General features: G+C 74.5%; 10 protein-coding genes. 5 read left to right on the forward strand and 5 right to left on the reverse strand.

Translation table 11 applies throughout. The features are described from left to right. Positions 1–39: 39 nt before the first annotated feature. Together lhgO and ACZ5WG_RS11195 are read right to left on the reverse strand one after the other, a co-directional pair. Complete coding sequence (gene lhgO, locus ACZ5WG_RS11190; protein ID WP_468722240.1) at positions 40–1260, reverse strand: L-2-hydroxyglutarate oxidase; 1221 nt, start codon at positions 1258–1260, stop codon at positions 40–42. Positions 1261–1455: 195 nt separating this feature from the next. Continuing rightward, positions 1456–3084, reverse strand: coding sequence for a sporulation protein (locus ACZ5WG_RS11195; RefSeq protein WP_468722242.1), 1629 nt, complete (start codon positions 3082–3084; stop codon positions 1456–1458). 650 nt (positions 3085–3734) lie between these two features. Here ACZ5WG_RS11195 and ACZ5WG_RS11200 point away from each other — a divergent pair. Together ACZ5WG_RS11200 and ACZ5WG_RS11205 are read left to right on the forward strand one after the other, a co-directional pair. Then, a complete protein-coding gene (locus tag ACZ5WG_RS11200; protein ID WP_468722244.1) occupies positions 3735–5933 on the forward strand; it encodes an asparagine synthase-related protein in 2199 nt (732 codons plus the stop codon). A gap of 786 nt (positions 5934–6719) precedes the next feature. Further along, complete coding sequence (locus ACZ5WG_RS11205; RefSeq protein ID WP_468722245.1) at positions 6720–10052, forward strand: AfsR/SARP family transcriptional regulator; 3333 nt, start codon at positions 6720–6722, stop codon at positions 10050–10052. On the opposite strand, the gene ACZ5WG_RS11210 is transcribed toward ACZ5WG_RS11205, so the two are convergent. Together ACZ5WG_RS11210 and ACZ5WG_RS11215 are read right to left on the reverse strand one after the other, a co-directional pair. After that, positions 10039–12054: a sigma-70 family RNA polymerase sigma factor gene (locus tag ACZ5WG_RS11210; protein ID WP_468722247.1), complete on the reverse strand. Its 2016-nt coding sequence runs from the start codon at positions 12052–12054 to the stop codon at positions 10039–10041. The two genes, ACZ5WG_RS11205 and ACZ5WG_RS11210, sit on opposite strands and share 14 nt — an antisense overlap. A gap of 281 nt (positions 12055–12335) precedes the next feature. Beyond that, the gene (locus ACZ5WG_RS11215; RefSeq protein ID WP_468722248.1) at positions 12336–13112 is read right to left on the reverse strand and encodes a TetR/AcrR family transcriptional regulator; all 777 of its coding nucleotides are present in this window, start codon (positions 13110–13112) and stop codon (positions 12336–12338) included. 342 nt (positions 13113–13454) lie between these two features. Here ACZ5WG_RS11215 and ACZ5WG_RS11220 point away from each other — a divergent pair, with 342 nt between their 5' ends. Together ACZ5WG_RS11220 and ACZ5WG_RS11225 are read left to right on the forward strand one after the other, a co-directional pair. Further along, a complete protein-coding gene (locus tag ACZ5WG_RS11220; RefSeq protein WP_468722249.1) occupies positions 13455–14873 on the forward strand; it encodes an NAD(P)/FAD-dependent oxidoreductase in 1419 nt (472 codons plus the stop codon). A gap of 157 nt (positions 14874–15030) precedes the next feature. Next, on the forward strand, positions 15031–16800 hold the full coding sequence (locus ACZ5WG_RS11225) for an ATP-binding SpoIIE family protein phosphatase (protein WP_468722303.1): 1770 nt from the start codon (positions 15031–15033) through the stop codon (positions 16798–16800). Positions 16801–16850: 50 nt separating this feature from the next. Here ACZ5WG_RS11225 and ACZ5WG_RS11230 read toward each other — a convergent pair whose 3' ends face one another. After that, the gene (locus tag ACZ5WG_RS11230) at positions 16851–18134 is read right to left on the reverse strand and encodes an MFS transporter (protein ID WP_468722305.1); all 1284 of its coding nucleotides are present in this window, start codon (positions 18132–18134) and stop codon (positions 16851–16853) included. Positions 18135–18258: 124 nt separating this feature from the next. Between ACZ5WG_RS11230 and ACZ5WG_RS11235 the strand changes: the two genes are divergently transcribed. Then, a complete protein-coding gene (locus tag ACZ5WG_RS11235; RefSeq protein ID WP_468722251.1) occupies positions 18259–18795 on the forward strand; it encodes a MarR family winged helix-turn-helix transcriptional regulator in 537 nt (178 codons plus the stop codon). Positions 18796–19183 lie beyond the last annotated feature (388 nt).

Genomic DNA, 19183 nt, shown 5'->3' on the forward strand with positions numbered 1-19183 from the left:
GCGACGGGCCGGGACAGCGGCGGCGGACCCCGGCCGGGGTCAGGACGCCCGGAGGGTGGTCAGGGCGCGGCGGGCGATTTCGCGGCCGATCGGGAGCGAAGCCGTCGCGGCCGGCGACGGGGCGTTCAGGACGTGCACCGTCCTCGGCGCGTCCCGGATCAGGAAGTCGTCCACCAGCGTCCCGTCCCGCAGGACGGCCTGCGCCCGCACCCCGGCCCCGGCCGGAGCCAGGTCCGCCGACGAAACCCCCGGCAGGAGCCGCCGTACCGCCTCCGTGAAGGCCTGCTTCGACAGCGACCGGTGGATCTCGCCCGCCCCGTACCGCCAGTGCCGCCGGGCCATCCGCCAGGATCCCGGCCAGGCCAGCTCGTCCGCGACGTCCCGCGGCCGGACCACGCCCCACCCGTACCCCTCGCGGGCCAGCGCCGGCACCGCGTTGGGCCCGACGTGGACCCCGCCCCCGATCCCCCGCGTCAGGTGCACGCCGAGGAAGGGGAACGCCGGATCCGGAACCGGGTAGACGAGCCCCCGGACCAGCGAGGGCCGCGCCAGGTCGTAGTACTCCCCACGGAACGGCAGGATCCGCATCCCCGGGTCGTCCCCGGCCAGCCGCGCGATCCGGTCGCACTGCAGGCCCGCGCAGTTCACCAGGACACGGGAGCGGACCACCAGCCCGGACGTGGTGCGGACCGCCACCCCCGACGCCCGCCGCGAGATCAGATCCACCGCCCCGCCGTACACGATCTCGGCCCCGGAGGACTCCGCCAGCTGCTGCGCCACCTGACCGTAGTCCACGATCCCGGTGGTGCCGACGTGGATCGCGGCCAGGCCGCGCACCTCCGGCTCGTACTCCGAGATCTGCGCCGGGCCCAGCTCGCGCACCGGGATGCCGTTCTCCCGGCCCCGCTGCACCAGCGCGTGCAGGCGCGGCAGCTCCTCCCGCCCGGTGGCGACGATCAGCTTCCCGGTGACCTCGTGGGCGATCCCGTGCTCGGCGCAGAACTTCACCATCTCGGCGGCCCCGCGCACCGCGAAGCGTGCCTTGAGCGATCCCGGCCGGTAGTAGATCCCGCTGTGGATCACCCCGCTGTTGCGGCCCGTCTGGTGGCGGGCCGGGCCGGACTCCTTCTCCAGCACCACCACCCGCGTCCCCGGGGCCAGCTGCGTCAGGGCATGCGCCGTCGACAGGCCGACGATGCCACCGCCGATCACCAGCACATCGCAGTCGACCCTGCCCACGCTGCCCACGCCGCCGCCCAAGCTGCCACCTCCCACCCCTGCATACTGCACCCCGCCACTGACAACGTGTTAAGGGGGTCTCCGGCGGATCATGCCCCGGCGCGGACCGCCCGGCACCGCGCCTCGCCGAGCCGCCGTCGGCCACCGATGCCCCCGGCCACCGGCGGGAGGCGCCCCACCGCAGTGGCCGTCCGGCCCGGATCCGCCCGACACCTCCTACGCGGGGGCCACCAACAGCGGCCGTGCCCGCTCCCGCAGCTCCGCCACGCGCGGCTCGTCCCCGTACGGCTCGAGCCGGTGCAGCAGGTCCCGTACGTACTCCGTCGTCCGCGCCGAGGAGATCCGGCCGGCGACCTCCACCGCCCGGGTACCGGCCGCGCACGCCGCGTCCAGGTTGCCCGACTCCAGCTCGGCGACCGCGCTCACCACCAGCCGCAGCCCGTGCGAGCGCACGTACTCCTCCGTCGGCCGCGACAAGGCCTGCTCGGTGAAGCGGCGCACCTGCCGCGGCAGTTTGAGGTCCCGATAGCATTCCGCCGCATCCGCCGCGAAACGGTCGTACGAGTAGAAACCCAGCCACGTCGGATCCGGGTCGCCCTCCCGCGCCCGCTCCAGCCAGCCCTCCGCCGCCCGCAGCGCCGCCCCGGCGGCTGCCGAATCACCCGCCTTCGCATGCGCCCGCGCCTCGACGAGCCGGAAGAAGCTCATGGTGCGGGCGGTGGCCAGCCCCCGGTTGCGCTCAACGGCCGCCTGCGCGAGGTCCACGCCCTCGTCCGGGAAGTCCCGGTACGTCGCCTGCAGCGACATCGAAGCCAGCACGTACCCGCCCAGCGGTACGTCCGCGGCCGCGCGGGCGAGGCGCAGCGCCTGGATGTAGTAGCGCTGGGCCGCCTCCTGCTGGCCCGTGTCGAAGGCCATCCACCCGGCCAGCCTGGTCAGTTCGGCGGTCGCGCCGAACAGCGCGCGGCCCACGTCGTCGCTGTACGAGCCGAGCAGCAGCGGCGCAGCGTCGACGCGCAGGCACTCGGGCACCATCGACGAACGCCAGTCCCCGCCGCCGTACTTGGAGTCCCAGCGGCGTGCGTCCTCGGCCGCCTCGCGCAGCTTGGTCACATCGCTGTGGCCCACGCGCTGCGGCGCCGGGTCCGACAGCCCCACGACGGCGGCGGGCACCGGCGCGGGCGGGGCGTGCGGCGTTTCACCCGAAGACTGCGCGGGCAGACCCGTTGACGAAGACGACGACGACATCGGCGACGACGGCACGGGCGAGGCCGTCGGCCCCTGCGCCGGGGCCGCGGGCGCCGTGTTCGCCACCGGCTCGCGGGGCGCCACGGTCTCGCGGGGCGCCACGGTCTCGCGGGGCGGGGCGGGCTCGCGCGCCACCGAACCGTCCGCCGGAGATATCAGCCAGCGCGAGGCGGGCGTCGCGTACGCGGACACGGCGAAGGAGCCGGCCAGCGACTGCCAGATCCCGCCACCGCCCCGGCGCCCGGCGAGGTCGAGACGGTACAGATCGGTGGCCGAGCGCACCGCCTCGCCCACGTCCCGCGGGAACGCCAGCCCGACCTCGGGCGCGGGGTCCGCGTCCGCCAGCCCGATCTCGTGCAGCGGCACCGGACGTCCCAGCTTCGCGCCGATCGCGGCGGCGATCAGGTGCGGGGCCGCGCCCTGCGGCACCATCCCCTTGGACACCCACCGGGCCACCGACGTCTTGTCGTAGCGAAGCGTCAGGCCGCGCTGTGCGCCGAGGTCGTTGACCCGCCGGGCCAGCCCGGCGTTGCTGATGCCGGCGAGGGCGAGGACGGCGCCGAGCTTCTCGTTGGGCTCGCGGAGCTCCCTGGACATGCGCCACCCCTCGTCACACGCGGAACGCACACAACGCATACGCCGCCGGGGCATAGTTCCCCGGCATTTCGTAAACCCAGCGTAGTTCCCCGCCTCCCAAGCGTTAAGGCCCCGACTTCCGTATGGCGGGATTGTTGTCCGCCTGCACAGTCGGGCCGGGGCCCGCGCCGCGGGCGCGCGCGCTCTCCCGTGCTCCGTGCGTGTGGCCGTGCGCCCGCCCGTGCGCTCTGGCCGGTCACCGGGCCCGGCGATTCGATGTGCGGTGCGTGGGTCGGCCCGCTGCGTGGATCCGGCGGGCCGGGGGATGCCGCTACCTCAATCCCCGCGGGTGGCGGAACGGTCCGGGGGGCGAATCCCGTCTCCCGGACCGCGCCCGCGCGCCGCTGCGGTCGGGCGCCCCGGCGCACGCGACGGCACTCAGTACGGCCGAAGAATGGCCGAAACCGACCTATGGGGCGGTGGGAACGGAACGCCAAATACCGCGTGGCTGAGGCGTGTTCGTTTGCACGTACGCCCTCCTCGGCCACTCCCGCACGCCTGTCTCGTGGCAGCATGGACCCCGAGCCACCCGGGGTCCCGTCGGCCGCGCCCTCTGCGCTGACCATGCCGTTCACGCCCCGGTCAATTGCCCACAGGCTGGGGAGGCGGCGGTGCGCTGGTTGGTCGGGTGGAGCAGTATCGCCGCGAGCTTCGGCACGGCCGGCCGGGTCTCCGGCCAGGGCGGACAGGGCTCCGACGGACCTTTGAACGGCGGCCCCGACGGACCCCTGAGCGGCGGCATCGCGGACGCCGACCATCCGGACGACCCGGCAGCCCAGGACGCCGAACGCACCGTCGTGCCCGTGGGCGCCCAACTGCTCTGGGGAGACCCCGACCCCCTCTGGGCCGTCGGCGACTGGCGCCCCGACGAGATCCGCACCCTCGCCGCCGACCCCGCAGACCCCTTCACCCGGCTCGCCGTCCTCGGCTGCTGCGGCGCCACCGACGCCGAGCTGCGGCGCGCGCTCCTCGCCGCCCGCGGCGGAGCCCTGCGCCACCTCACCCAGTGGTCCGGCAGCTACACCGCCGTCGTCCAGACCGGCCGCCGGATCACCGTCGTCGGCGACCTCGCGGGCGCGCGGCCCGTCTTCTACACGCCCTGGGCCGGCGGTACCGCGTACGCCACCGCCGCGCTGCCGCTCGCCGACCTCATCGAGGCGCAGCTCGACATCGGCCATCTCGCGGCCCTGCTGGCCTGCCCCGACAGCCCGGAGGCACTGGGCGACGGCACACCGTACGTCGGCGTACGGCGCATCCCGCCGGGGCACGCGCTGATCCTGCGCGAGGGCTCGCGCGAGATCACCGGGTACGAGCCGGTGGCCTCCCTCGCGGTGGCCGCGCCCGCGGCCGATCCCGAGCGCGCGGTGGAGGGCGTACGGGAAGCATTGGTCGATGCGGTGCGCGCCCGGCTCACGGCACCCCGGCATGCCCCCGACACGCTGCCCCACGACCCCGGCCCGGTGCCCGGAATGGGCCCTGCCGACCGGCGCGCGGCCCGGGGCGCACCCGCGCCGGTCCCCGGCGTCGGCGCCGACCTCTCCGGAGGCAGCGCCTCCGCGACCCTGGCCCTGCTCGCCGCCGGGCTCCCGGGTGCACCCGGCACGATCGTCAACCGCTCCGGCGAACGGCTCCTCGCCGTCACCTTCAACGACCTCGCCACCCCGCAGGGCCGCGAGGCCGAACTCGAGCGCGCCCGCGCCATCGCCGCCAACCCCAGGCTGCACCACGTGGTCGTGGCCGCCGCCGAGGAAGCCCTCCCGTACGCGGAACTCGACGGCCCCCTCACCGACGAACCCGGCCCCTCCCTCGTCACCGCCGCCCGCGAGCGGCGCCGGCTGGCGGCCGGCTCGGCGGACCACTTCGTGGGGCACGGCGCCCGCCAGGTCCTCGACGCGCACCCGGCCCGGCTGGCCGACCTCCTGATGGACCGCCGCCGACGCCACCTGCTGCGTCCGGTCGCCGCCCTGGCCCGGTCGGCGCCCGGCGACTCCGCCCTGTCCCTCCTGGTCCCGTTCTCCGTCTACTCCGCGGCCCGCCGGCTCGCCCGTACGCCGTACCGCGCGGGCATGGAGGCCGCGGCGGCCCGGCTGCGCGAAGGGGCCGTCGCGGGGGGCGCCTCGAACCCGGTGGACGCCTCGCTGGCCGCCCTGACCTGGTCCCGCCCGGGCCCGGCGGCAGGCTGGCTGACCGGCGAAGCCCTGGCGGAAGTATCGATCCGCCTGGCGACCGCCGCGGGCCGGCCCCCGCTCTCGCTGCGCCCCGGCGAGGCCCGGGCCCGCGCGGCACTGACCCGCCACGCGGCGGACCACCGGGTCTTCGAACAGGCCGTGGAGGTCCGCAGCCAGCGCCTGCACGCCCCGTTCCTGGACAACCAGGTCGTACGGGCCGCCCGCGCGCTCCCGGAATCGCTGCGCGTGCAGCCCGGTGCGCGGGCCGCGATCCTGCGCAGCGTCCTCTCGTCGGCGGGCGTACGCGAACTCCCGCCGGGCTGGGGCGCCCCGGCGCACACCCCGAACGAAACGGCGACCCGCGTGGGCCTCCGCGCAGCGCTGTCTTCCCTGCTGTCCCTGTTCACGTCCCCGCTGCTGGCGGACGCGGGCCTGATCGAGGCCCGGGTGGTCCAACAGGCCCTGCTGGACGCGGCGGAGGGCCGCCCCGTCCCCCTGGACGGCCTTGCGGAGCTCGTCTCGATGGAACTGTGGCTGGGCCGCCTCCTGGCCCGCCGGGGCACCTGCTGGACGGGCACGTCCACCCCCCGCCGCCGAGCAGTCCCCAAGGGAGTCCCCATCCCCCGCCCAGCCCTCTCCTGACCCCGCCCCGCCCAGCCCAGCCCAGCTGCCCCGGTCGCGTGGCGGGCCCCGGGCCGGCCGCGCACCGGTCGTCTGCCCGTGGCCGCGTACCGGGCGGTTCAGCCATGCGGCCGGGTACGGGACGCCCTGTGCGTGCCGACGCGGGGCCCGGCCCGGCCGCACGCCGCCGCCGGCGCCCGGGCGGAAGGGGCGGGAGCCGCGGACGCGGGAGCAAGAAGATCCGACGGGGACACGCGCACTGCAGGCCCAGCGGCCCGCCCCTCTCACCTGCCGCCCGCTCGTACCGGGCCTGACCGCTGTCATCGACACCCGTTACTACGGGTCCGCATCACTGATGCCCGGTGGGCAGGCAGGGGGCTGTCGCCGAGGTGCGTCACGGCATGGGTGGTGGCTGGCGTGGTGGGTCACTGCGGGCAGGCGGGGCAGGGGAACGGCGAGGCCGTCGTGACCGGTGGGGAGGACGGCCCGCAGGCCGCGTCCGGCAGCGCGCCCGGCAGGCAGGGGCGGCTGCGGGCCTGCTTGCGGGGTAACCCGGTCCACACGACCGGCCCGGACCCACCGGCACGACCGGCCCGGACCCGCCGGCACGACCGGCCCGGACCCGCCGGCACGACCGGCCCGGACCCGCCGGCACGACCGGCCCGGACCCGCCGGCACGACCGGCCCGGACCCGTCGGCACCGCCGCCTCACGTCGGCACCGCCGCCTCACGTCGGCACCGCCGCCTCACAGCCGACCGCGCCGAAACTCCCCGACACCCCGGCCGGGGGCAAGGCAGAATTGCCCGGTGCGGTATCTCATCCTCGGTGTCACCGAAGCCCGTGACGAGACCGGCGCCCCCCTCCCCATCGGCGGCGCCCGTCTGCGCGCGCTCCTCACCGCCCTCGCGCTCCGCGCCGCGGCCGGCGCGCGGACCGCCACAGCCACCGCCTCCGTCGCCGACCTCGTCGACGAGGTCTGGGGCGACGACCCGCCGCAGGACGCCCCCGCCGCCCTGCAGGCCCTCGTCGGCCGGCTCCGCCGGTCCCTCGGCGGCCGGCACACCGTCCACTCCGGCCCCGCCGGCGGCTACCGCCTCGCCGTCGCCGACCGCGACGACATCGACCTGCACCGGTTCACCCGGCTCGCCCGCCAAGGCGCCCAGGAGTTGGCCGCCGACCCCGCCACCGCCGCCGGAACCCTCCGTACCGCCCTCGCCCTCTGGCGCGGCCCCGCCCTCGCCGACCTCCCCGAGCCCGCCCGTACCGCCCACGCCGCCGCGCCCGAGGCGCACCGCACCGCCGCCGTCCGCGCCCGGATCGACGCCGAGCTCCGCAGCGGCGCCGCCGACCCGGCGTCCCTCCTCCCGGAGATCGAGGCGCTGGTCCAGGAGCACCCGTACGACGAGCCCCTGCGCGCCCAGCAGCTCCGCGCGCTGCGTGCGGCCGGCCGCCCCGCCGACGCCCTCGCCGCGTACGAGCGCACCCGCCGCACCCTCGCCGACGCCCTCGGCGCCGATCCCGGGCCCGAACTCGCCGCCCTGCACGCGGAGCTGCTCCGGCCCGCGCCCCCGGCGGCACCCACACCCGCGCCTCCGGCGGCAACCGGGGGCGGTGGTCCCGGCCACCTCGGCGGCGATGGCCGCGGCAAGCAGTACGAAGGGCAGCACCCGGCACCCCCCGCACCCCCCGCACCCCCGGCGGAGCCGACCGGCAACCTCCGCCCCCGCCTCACCTCCTTCGTCGGCCGCGAGCCCGAACTGGCCGCCCTGCACACCGACCTGGCCCGCCTCCGCCTCGTCACCCTCACCGGCCCCGGCGGTTCCGGAAAGACCCGGCTCGCCGAGCACGCAGCCTCCGCCCACCCCGAACCCGGCTGGGTCGTCGAACTCGCCCGTCTCGACCACCCGGCCGCCGTCCCCGGCGCCGTCCTCAGCGCCCTCGGCCTGCGCGAGAACACCCTCGTGGCCCGCGACAAGACCGCCGCCGCCGACCCCGCCTCCCAGCTCGTCGAGCACTGCGCGAACCGCCGCCTGCTGCTCGTCCTCGACAACTGCGAGCACGTCATCGGCGCCGCCGCCGAACTCGCCGAGCGCCTCCTCACCCACTGCCCCGGCGTCCGGATCCTGGCCACCAGCCGCGAACCCCTCGGCGTGCCCGGCGAAACGGTCCGCCCCGTCGACCCGCTGCCGCCCGACCCCGCGCACCGCCTCTTCGCCGACCGCGCCGCCGCCGTCCGCCCCGGCTTCACCCCCGCCGAGGACCCGGCCGCCGTCGCCGAGATCTGCGCCCGCCTCGACGGGCTGCCGCTCGCCATCGAGCTGGCCGCGGCCAGGCTGCGGCTGCTCACCCCGCGTCAGATCGCCGACCGCCTCGACGACCGCTTCCGGCTCCTGACCAGCGGCGCCCGTACCGTCCTGCCCCGCCAGCAGACCCTGCGCGCCGTCGTCGACTGGTCCTGGGACCTGCTGGACGAGCCCGAGCGCGCCGTCCTGCGCCGGCTCTCCGTCTTCGCCGGCGGCTGCGACCTCCCCGCCGCCGAGGCCGTCTGCACGGACGGCACCCTGGACGTCGCCGACGTCCTCGGCTCCCTCGTCGACAAGTCCCTCGTCCTCGCCACCCCCGGTCCGGGCGACAGCGGCATGCGCTACCACATGCTCGAGACCATCCACGAGTACGCCGCCGAACGCGCGGCCGCACACGCACCCGACCGCAGCGCCGCCGCCCACCGCCACGCCGCGCACTTCCTGGCCCTCGCCGAGGAGGCCGAGCCCCTCCTGCGCTGCGCCGCCCAGCTCCCCTGGATCCGCCGGATCGAGACCGAGCTCGACAACCTCCGCGCCGCGCTCCTGCACACCACCGAAACCGGCGCCGCCGAGACGGGCCTGCGCCTCACCCTCGCCCTCGGCTGGTTCTGGTGGCTGCGCAACTACCGCACCGAGGGCGCGGAATGGGCCGCGCGGGTCCTGGAGTCCCACCCCGCCGAGCCGCCCGAGGGCACCCCCGAGTACTGGCGCTTCATGCGCACGCAGATGCTGCGCGTCCTCCTCCTCGCCGAAGGCCACGCGCCCGAGGAGTTCCGCACCCCGCAGAACATCGCCCTCGCCGACCGCCTCCAGCAGGTCTTCCGGGCCGGCGGCCGCGAGACCGCCCGCTTCCCCGGCATGCTCTGGCCGATGACCACCTTCCTCAGTGGCGACCCCCTCGCCGTCCGCGACGGGCTCGACGAGACGGTCGACAACTGCCGCCACCACGGCGGCGACTGGGAACTGGGCATCTCCCTCATGCTCCGCACCCACGTGGCCATCGACCTCACCGGCGGCCTCCCGTCCGTCGACGCAGACCTCGCCGAACTGCACGAGATCGCCCACCGCGTCGGCGACCGCTGGACCCGTGCCCAGGTGGCGAGCGCCGCCGGCGAGGTCGCGCTCTCCCGCGGCCGGTACGACTGGGCCCGCGCCGAGTACGAGGAGTGCCTGCGCCTCGCCCGCGAGGTCGGGGCCCACACCGAGGTGCCCTTCGCCATCGCCCGGATCGCCGAGTCGGCCTTCTGCTCCGGGGACTTCGACGGCGCCGAGCAGCTGCTGGCGGAGGTCGCCCGCGAAGTCGAGCCCTACGGCGGGGTGTACGACGTCCAGGCCTACAGCGGCATGCTCGCCGCGCTCCTCGCCCTCGTCCGCGGGGACCTCGGGCGGGCCCGTACCGAATGCGAACTCGCTCGCGCCGCCTCGGGAAGGATCTCGGCGCCCCCGCAGCTCAAGGCCGGGCTCGACAACGTCGACGCCATCCTCACCGCACGCGCGCACGGCCCGGAGGCCGGTCTCGCGAAGCTCGGGCCGGCCCTGGCCACCTCCGTCGCCGCGCACTGCGCCGAGCGCGTGCTCGCATCGCTCGCCGACACCGCGGCCGTGCTGCTGGCCGCCGCCGGGCGCAGCGCCGAGGCCGTACGGGTGCTCGCGGCGGCCTCCGCATGGCGTGCGGACCACCCGCGCTCGGTCCCGGAACAGGCCGCCGTCGGCGGACTCCCGGACGACACCCGCGCCGTGCTGGGCCCCGACCGCTACAAGCAGGAAGAGGCGGCGGGCGCGGAGCTCACCCCGGCCGAGGTCGTCACCCTCGTCACCCTTCTCACCGGCAGCTGATCACGGCGTCGGCCCAGCTCGCCAGGGTCGGCAGACTGCCCTGCCCGGCCTGCTCCACCACCAGCCGCAGCGACTTGTACCCGGTCAGGGAGACGTCGACGGCTGCGGCCGGATCCCCGTACCCGAGCGCGCCCGAACGCCACAGCCGCTGGCCGTCGGCATACACGGAGAACCGCACCTTGCCGTCGGTGAACAGCGACAGGTCGTCCACCCCGGCCCGCGCCGAGAACGCCGTGCACTGCCGGTTGAGGGTGATCTCCACCGAGGAACGGGAGTTCACGGTGATCCCCTGCGCGAACCGCCGGTCCGCGATCCGCAGCCCCCATCGCTGCCACACCCAGCTGCTGCGCCAGGTCTGCAGCTCGGGACCGCTGTGGTCGCCGAACGTGGCGTGTTCGAGCCCGGCCAGCCGGAACCCCTGCGCAGGCTTCGGCACGGACGGCGACGGGGACGGCTCGGCCGGACTCCGGCTCGGTACGGGGCTCGGCGCCGGCGAGGGCTTCTGGGAGGGCGCCCGGGACACCGGCGGGGCCGGGGCCTTCGGCTTCGGCCCGGCGGGAGCGGGCGACGCGGGGGCCGTGGGAGGCGCGGACGGTACGGAGCCCTGCGCGGCCGGCGGCTCCGCTTCGGCCGGTGCCGAGGGGCGCGGAGCCGGGACCAGCGGCACCACGGGCGCCGCCACACTCGGCGCGGGCTGCGCCCGGACCCCCGGCCCGGGGTCGTCCCCGGCCAGCGCGAACACCACCCCGGCGGCCGCGGCGACGGCGATCCCGGCGGCGACGGCGGCCTTGGCCGGCAGCCCGAGCCCCTCGGACACCACCGCACCCCCGACCCCGGACCCGGCACCCCCGGCGCCGCCCCCGGCTCCGGCGGCCCCGGCCCCGGCACCCGCGGTCCCACCGGCGGCCCCGACCCCGGCGGCTCCGGCACCCGCCCCGGCGGTCGACCCGCCCGAGGCCGCGGCGGCAGCCCCCGCGCCCCCGGCGGCAACGGCCCCGCCGGCCACGACTCCGGCCGCCTTCGCCGCGTACCCGGCGGCGAACCACCCGATGACCGCGACGGGCAGCAGCGCGGGAATGCCCGCGTTGACGTCCTTGAGCTCCCCGGCGGCCAGCCGGCACTTCGAGCACTCCTCCAGGTGTCCCCGCAACCCCCGCTCCGCCCGGATCCGCAGCCCGCCGCGGGCATACGCACCCAGCCGGTCCGCGTACCGCGCACAGTCCCCGCCCGCACCGAGTGCCGAGCTCACATGCGCCTGCAGATAGGCCTGCTTGAGCCCTTCCCGGGCCCGACTGGCCAGCACGGCCGTCGCATTGGCGCTCAGCCCGAACAGCGGCGCGATCGTACTCGGCGAGGCGTCCTCGACGGTGGTGTGCCACAGCACGGCCTGCCACCGCTCGGGCAGGCTCCGGAAGGCCTGCATGGCCAGCGACTGCTCGGCCTCGTGCATCGCCCGGACGTCCGCGCCCAGTTCGAGGGTGTCGTCCCCGGACAGACCGGACAGCCCGCCGCCGACCTCGGTACCCGCGGCCGCCTGCTCCGCGAACACCGCGAAGTCCTCGACGAGATGCTCCCGCCGGGACGTCTTCGCCCAGGCCGCAGCGACCCGCCGCACCGTCGTCAGCAGATACGCGCGCACCGACTGGTCCGGCCCGGCCCCGCCCCGTACCGCCTGCAGCGTCCGGGCGAACACCTCCGCGGTCAGGTCTTCGGCCGTGTGCCCGTCACGGCAGCACGTCCGCGCGTAGCGCCGTACCGAATCGGCGTGCCGGAGGAACAGCTCCTCGTACGCACCGTCGTCGCCCCCGCGCATCCGGGCGATCAACTCGCCGTCGGCCGGCGGCAGCCCGGCACCGGAGCGCCTCGACGCCGCATGCCGCCCGCGTGGTTCGCGCTGGGCCGGGACCTGGCCTTCGGCCGGGCCGTCCACCTCGGCCTCGCCGCCGGCACCACCGAACGCGCCGGCACCACCGAGCGGCTCTTCCCGACCGTCAACGCTCATCGCGGAAGCCCCCGCCCGACACACTCACCCGGTACACCGTTCAAGCGTGTCACACGGGGGGCGCGCGCCGAACCTCTCTCCACGCCATCCACTCGTCCGGGCAGCATCCGGTGAATCCCCGTACCCGGCCCTCACTCCTTCGAGTGAGCGGCCGTTCGGGGACCCGTTCGACGAACGGGCCGGCGAGTGAAGCGGGCCGGCGAGTGGAGCGGGTCGCCGGGTGGAGCGGTCAGCGCATGCACCCCTGCAAGGGCCTCCGCGAGGACTGCCTCCCGTACGGCTCAGACCGTCCGGGACCGCAGCCCTTCGAGCAGGATGTCGAGCAGCCGGGACGAAGCCGCCGCCTGCTGCGCCGCGTCGGGCAGGGCCGGAGCGGCCGTCGCTATCACCAGCAGCACATCGGCCACTGTGACATCGCCGCGCAGCTCACCGGCCTCCCGGGCGCGGTCCACCAGTCGGCCGACCACCTCGAGCAGCTCACCCGCGCCCGCGTCCTCCGAGGGCTCGTCCTCGAGGGGAGTCCGCGCGCCCACGACGCGCAGCTCGGGAGCCCCGCCGCCGGTCACGCCGGCCTGCCGCTGGTGCGGAACCCGCGCCTTCTCCGCGTCGTCGACGCCGTCCTCGTTCGCCGACCCGACCCGCAGCACCTGCGGCGGCAGCAGCCGCCCGGCGCCGGAGGCCACGGAGGTGCGCAGGAAGCGCGACAGCGCCTGCCACGGCTCCTCCTCCTGGCCCAGCGCGGTCCTTGCCTGCTCGGTCAGCCGGGCGGTCTCTTCCTCGGCTATCCGGCGGACCAGGACGTCCTTGCTCGGGAAGCGCCGGTACACGGTGCCGACGCCGACGCGTGCGCGCCGCGCCACGTCCTCCATCGGAGCCCCGTAGCCCAGCTCGCCGAACACCTCGCGCGCCGCACGCAGTACGTGCTCGAGGTTGCGCTGGGCGTCGACGCGCAGCGGCGTGGAGCGACCCACGCCATGCGTGGTGCCGCCCGTCATCAGGCGACCGTTGCTCTCACCCGAGAGTGCGGTCGCAGAACCATGGAAATCGGAAATGTTCATATGTATCCCCCGGTAATCATTTGTCTCCCCCCGGAGACACTCCCCGCCTTCGTGTCGAGGTGAGCCACGGTCATGTGGGCCCCGGTCCTACTCCTCGACGAGATACGAACATAGTTGAGCCAGAGTCAATTCAGAAGAGGCAGCCCCGGACGGACCACCGCCCGATCGGAGCATTCACCCCCACTTTTCCGATCCAAGCCACCGGAATCACCCCGTCCGCACCGCCTGACCTGCGAAACTCCACCCCCACTCCGGCCGTCCGACAGCCCCGTACCGGCTTCCCCTCCGGTCACACAATGTGTCAGGCCTGTGGACAAACTCCCGGCCACGTTGCGTCATGGGATGGTGAAGGCTGCTAACTCCCGGGGCACGACCCCCGGTACCCCGCCCCGCGCGCGCATCCTCGTCGTCGGCGGGGGCTACGTCGGCATGTACACGGCCCTCCGACTCCAGCGAAAGCTCAGACCCGGCGAGGCCGAGGTCACGGTGGTCAGTCCCGAGCCCTACATGACGTACCAGCCCTTCCTCCCGGAGGCGGCGGCCGGCTCCATCTCCCCACGCCACGTCGTCGTCCCGCTCCGCCGCGTCCTCGACAAGTGCCGCATCGTCATCGGCGAGGTCCAGCGCATCGACCACGCCAAGCGGACCGCGACCGTCAGCACCCTCGCCACGGCCGACGAGGGCACCGGCGCCCAGGAGCTCGAGTACGACGAAATCGTCGTCGCCCCCGGATCCGTCTCCCGCACGCTGCCCATCCCGGGACTCGCCGACTACGCCATCGGCTTCAAGACGGTGGAAGAGGCCATCGGCCTGCGCAACCACGTCATCGAACAGATGGACATCGCCTCCTCCACCCGCGACCCCGCCCTCCGCGACGCCGCCCTCACCTTCGTTTTCGTCGGCGGCGGCTACGCGGGCGTCGAGGCCCTCGGCGAACTCGAGGACATGGCCCGCTACGCGGCCCGCTACTACCACAACGTCAAACCCGAGGACATGAAGTGGGTGCTGGTCGAGGCCAGCGACCACATCCTCCCCGAGGTCGGCCCCGAACTCGGCGTCTACACCGTCCGCGAACTGCGCCGCCGGAACATCGACGTCCGCCTGGAGACCCGGCTCGAATCCTGCGAGAACCGCGTCGCGGTCCTCAGCGACGGCGCCCGCTTCCCCACCCGCACCGTCGTGTGGACCGCCGGCGTCAAACCGCACCCGGTCCTCGCCGCCTCCGACCTCCCGCGCAACGAGCGCGGCCGCCTCACCTGCACCGCCTTCCTCACCGTCGACGGCGTCGAGCACGCCTGGGCCGCCGGCGACGCCGCCGCCGTCCCCGACATCACCGCCGACGGACCCGGCGTCGAATGCGCCCCCAACGCGCAGCACGCCGTCCGCCAGGCCAAGGTCCTCGCCGACAACCTGCTGGCCTCCCTGCGCGGCGAACTCCTGACCGAATACGCCCACAAGTACGCGGGCTCCGTGGCCTCCCTCGGCCTCCACAAGGGGGTCGCCCACATCTACGGCCGCAAGCTCAAGGCCTACCCCGCCTGGCTGATGCACCGCACATACCACCTCAGCCGGATCCCCACCTTCAACCGCAAAATGCGCGTCCTCGCCGAATGGACCCTCTCGGGCCTCTTCAAGCGTGAGATCGTCTCCCTCGGCTCCCTCGAACACCCCAGGGCAGAATTCGAACTCGCCGCCGGACACGGCCACAGACACGCCCCGCCCCCGCCCGCCCCCAACCCCCCGAAGGACAGCCAGGGCTGACGTTGTCAGTGCGGTCGGCCACACTGGACGTGTGACCATAGGTGGGCTCACACCTGCACACAGTGACATTCACCGTGACATCCACCGAGCGACACCGGCCAGCGACCGACCACGAGAAGCACAGCGACCACTTGCGACACCACGAGGCTTGAACGCAGTGAACTTCACGCGCTGGAGCGCCCGTTTTCCCGGAACGCAGCGCCGCGCCGCCGCCCGGTCCGAACACGCCGCCGCCCAGGCCAAGCGGGGTGAGGGCGCCGTCCCGGCAGCCCGCGGCGCCGCCGCCCGCCCGGCAACGCCGCCGGACGGCTGCCCCGCCGACCCCGCGGACCCCACGGTCTGCGGCACCGGCTCAGGCGCCGGTACCGGCCAGGGCCCAGGCAGCGGCGTCCTCGCCGCCGTGCCCTCCCTCGACGAGCTCTCCGTACGGGAGGTCCTCAGCCGGCTCCCGGCCCTCGTCGCCCTCGTCCACGGCCCCGAGCACCGCGTCGCCTACGTCAACGACGCCTACACCGCGGGCTTCGGCCCCCGCCCCACCGGTGCACCCGCCCACGAGGCCCTCCCCGAACTCGGCGAACTCGGCCTCCTCCCGCTCCTCGACCAGGTCCAGCGCAGCGGCAAGCCCCGTACCGCCAAGAACCGCACCGCCCCCGGCGGCGCCAGCTCGTACACGGTCACCTGCACCCCCGTCGAGTTCCCCAAGGCCGACACCGAAGGCGGGACCGACCCCCACCACACCGGGGTCCTCATCCACCTCGCCGACGTCACCGACCACGCCGAAGCCGTCGAACGGCTGCGCGCCAGTGAGCGCCGCCAGCGCGAGGCCGCCGTCACCCTCCAGCGTTCCCTGCTCCCGCAGGAACTGGAACAGCCCGACGACCTCCGCATCGCCGCCACCTACCAGCCCGGCGGGACCGAGGCCGCCGTCGGCGGCGACTGGTACGACGTCATCACCCTCGGCGCCGGCCGCACCGCCCTCGTCATCGGCGACGTCATGGGCCGCGGGGTCCGCGCCGCCGCCGTCATGGGCCAGCTGCGCACCGCCGTCCGCGCCTACGCCCGCCTCGACCTGCCCCCGCACGAGGTGCTCCAGCTCCTCGACGGGCTCGCCGCCGAGATCGACGCCAGCCAGATCGCGACCTGCGTGTACGCCGTCCACGACCCCAACGAGGGCCTCCTCGCCTACGCCTCCGCCGGGCACCTCCCGATCCTGGTCCGCGACGAGGACGGCACCGTACGCCGCGCAGCCGACCCCACCGGCCCGCCGCTCGGCACCGGCGGCTGGCTGCACACCTCGGGCACCATCGCGCTCGGCCCCGGCTCCACCGCCGTCCTCTACACCGACGGCCTGGTCGAACGGCGCGGCGAGGACATCGACGAGGGCGTCGCCGCCCTGGAACGCGCTCTCTCCGGCGCCCAGGGCACCCCCGCCGTCATCTGCGACCGCCTCATGCGCGCCCTCGGCGTCGACGCCGACCACGACGACGACGTCGCCGTCATGGTCCTTCAGCAGCCCGCCCGCACCGGAGCCGACGCCGAGCTCTTCCACAACGCCGCACTGGAACTCCTCGGCGGCGTCGAGGCCGCCCCGCGCGCCCGCGCCTTCGCATCCGGCGTCCTCGCCTCCTGGCGCTTCCCGGTCGAACTGTGCGACCTCGGCGTCCTCGCCGCGAGCGAGCTCGTCGCGAACTCCCTCCAGCACGGCACCCCGCCCATGCGGCTGCGGCTGCGCCGCACCGACCGCCGCCTGATCATCGAGGTCACCGACGGGGACGACCACCTCCCGCGCCGCCGCCGCGCCGAACCGGCCGACGAGACCGGCCGAGGCATCTCGATCATCGCGACGATCGCCTCCTCCTGGGGTTCGCGCCGCACCCCGGGCGGCGGCAAGGCCGTCTGGTGCGAGTTCGCCCTGCCGGACAAGTAGCGGGTACGAGAAAGGCCCGGTCCCCCTGGACCGGGCCTTTCCCATATCTCCTACGCGGGCACGCGCTCCGGCTCGACGGCCTTCACGGCCACCGCCGGCACCGCCTCGCCCTTCAGCAGCGACGGCCTGTCCTGCACCGCGCTCAGCTGCTTGCCGAGCCGCAGGGCCAGCAACGCGATCCCCAGCGAGACCACGACGAACACCCCGATGTAGAGCATCGGCACCCCGGCACCGAGCGGCACGCCCAGCGGCCCGAGGGCCAGCGCCATCTGCTTGACCAGTGCGAAGGCGGAGTTGTACTGGCCCACCGAGCCCTCCGGCGCCAGGTCGGCCACCAGCGGGGCCAGCGTCGGCGACAGCATCGCCTCGCCGATGCCGAAGAGCGCGTACGTCGTGATGAACGCGGCGGCGGCCATCATCGCGCCGCCGTGCCCGAGGCCCGAGAACCCGGCGATGACCCACGCGACGGTCCAGATCAGGCCGACCAGCGCGATCACGCGGGACCGGCGGCGCTTCTCGACCAGCTTCAGCACGACGAACTGCGCCACGACGATGGCACCGGTGTTGGCGGCCAGCGCGAAGCCGAGGGTGGACGGGGAGATCCCGGCGGCCTCGGTACCGAAGGCGGCGAGCCCGGACTCGAACTGCCCGTAGCAGGCGAAGAAGATCACGAAGCCCAGCACCAGCAGCTTGACCATGGCCTTGTGCTCGAGCAGCCGCTTCCACGCGCCGCCCGCCCGGGACTCGTCCCGAGGCACGGCGTCCTTGATGCTCGGCGCGTGCGGCATCCGCACGGTGAGGATGACGCCGGCCAGGACCAGGAACATCACGGCCTCGATGCCGAACAGCAGGGTGAAGCTGCCGGGCCGGCTCTCGTCGACGATCTGGCCGCCGATGAGGCCGCCGATGCCCAGGCCCAGGTTCTGCATGAAGAACTGCAGGGCGAAGGCCCGCGTCCGGGTGCCCGGGGTCGAGCACCACACGATCATCGTGGCCAGCGCCGGCTGCATGACGGCCTGCCCGGCGCCGAGCGCCAGGGCGGACAGCAGGATCGGCACGATGCCGGTGGAGAGCCCGAGCGACAGGGCGCCGGCCGACGCGGCGACGGCCGCACCGATGACCACGGGGACGGGACCTCGGCGGTCGATGACCCGACCGGTGAGGGGCAGCGCGACCAGGGCACTCACGGCGAAGGCCACGAACGCACTCGTGGCCGCCATGGAGCCCAGACCTCGCACCTGCGCCACGTAGATGTAGAGGAACGGAACCGTGAAACCGATGCCGAACGCGGTCAACGCGTTACCGGCCTGGATCCGCCGCATCGCAGCGCCCATCACCTTGGTCACTTCTCACCTGCCTTGAGAACTGAAGTCCGAAGACTTCATAGCTAAAGTTCGATCCTTAACTCTACACATCGAAGGAGTTAGACGCCAACGGGCTCATGCGATACTTCGAACCATGGGTGACACCCCCGACGGCACTGCGCCCGTCCATGAGCCGAGCCTCGACGAGCAGATCGCCGTCTATCAGCGCGAGTTCCAGGACCTCGATCCCCAGGTCGAGAAGGTGGTCTCGGCTCTGAGCCGGCTGAACCGCCGCATGAACGTCGCGTACGGACGGCAGACCGCCGCACTGGGCATCAGCAACGCGGAGTGGGAGGTCCTCAAGGCCCTCGTCATCTCCGGAGCCCCGTACCGGATGGGCCCGAGCGAGCTCGCGAAGCAGCTGGGCCTCACGCCGGCGGCGATGACCCACCGGATCGACCGCATGACGGCGGAAGGACTGGTGACGCGCGAGCGGGACGAGTCCAACCGCGTCCGCGTGATCGTGGAGCTCACGGACGAGGGCCGCAGCAAGTGGCTCGACGCCATGCGCGCGGCCACGGTGTTCGAGGAGGACCTCCTCCAGGACCTCTCCACGGCGGAACGCGGCGTGCTGGGCGACATGCTCACCCGGCTGCTGGACCGCGTGGAGGACCTCCAGTCGCGGACCTGACGGGCCCGCCAGCTGCGGGGTTGACACCGACCCCGCGGGTCCGTAAGGTTCTTCGAGTTGTCCCTGAGCCGGAAGGTTTTGGCGACAACGAATCCCGCCGCCTCGTTGCGGCACCCAACTCAGCACGATCTCCCACCGGGAACGAATTCGGCATGCCCGAATTAATTTCCGAAGGCCGATTATGAATCGACCGGGAAATCCACTAGAGTTCAGGGAGTCGGAAGGGCCCAACAGCCCGGAAGACAAACCCCGCTGACCGGGGGTCAGGCCCGAAAGAGTCTGATAGAGTCGGAAACGAAGAACGAAGCCCGGAGGAAAGCCCGAGAGGGTGAGTACAAAGGAAGCGTCCGTTCCTTGAGAACTCAACAGCGTGCCAAAAATCAACGCC

It is taken from the genome of Streptomyces sp. NPDC032745 (genome assembly GCF_055579465.1).